General features: G+C 56.3%; 1 protein-coding gene and 1 tRNA gene. Both read left to right on the forward strand.

All coding sequences use genetic code 11. From position 1 onward, the window contains the following. Window positions 1-43: 43 nt before the first annotated feature. Window positions 44-120: transfer RNA gene (locus tag MRBLMR1_RS28260), tRNA-Met, on the forward strand. An 8-nt stretch (window positions 121-128) separates the two neighbouring features. Further along, window positions 129-425, forward strand: a complete 297-nt coding sequence (locus MRBLMR1_RS28265) for a hypothetical protein (RefSeq protein WP_500067053.1) — start codon at window positions 129-131, stop codon at window positions 423-425. Window positions 426-638: the final 213 nt, after the last annotated feature.

Genomic DNA, 638 nt, shown 5'->3' on the forward strand with positions numbered 1-638 from the left:
CGTTGGCGTAGTCGCGATAAATCCCAAAGGGATTTACGCTTGGCGCGGGGTGGAGCAGCCCGGTAGCTCGTCAGGCTCATAACCTGAAGGCCGCAGGTTCAAATCCTGCCCCCGCAACCAAAACAAACTTGTGGCATCTTCCAGTCAGATTCGGCTTAGGGTTCTGCATCATCATCGTCCGCTTCAAGGCTTTCTATGTTGATGAGAATGTCTGCAACAATTCAGGCGGATCGCTGGTTCGGCGTGGCCCGGTTTATAGCGAGCTTTCGCTTTATGCAGAAATGACCGAAGCGGGCGAATTGCGGCTGGTCAATCATCTCGGCATCGACCTTGGTGATGCACCGGAAGAGATGCTTGGAAGGCTGGACAGTAGTCATATCGACCGGTCCCTGATCGTCGAAGGCAAAAGGCCGTGCTTCCGATGACGGTTATGCTTCACGGGTTCGCGATGTGGATGCTTCTACGCCGGCACGGTTCAACGCGGATCCCCGCAGCCTGTTCGAAGCTTCAGTGCGTAGCGGCAATCTAGGTGAGATTCAGCGTCAATCAGGATGAGACTCGCGCCGGGGTGTGACGGAGTGAGGGCGTAGCCCGATCGTAGTCATACCCCGGCGTGGCGCAGATTTTCGGCGTCTCAT

The organism is Neorhizobium sp. LMR1-1-1.1, assembly GCF_040675795.1.
Taxonomy (GTDB): Bacteria; Pseudomonadota; Alphaproteobacteria; order Rhizobiales; family Rhizobiaceae; genus Neorhizobium; species Neorhizobium cellulosilyticum.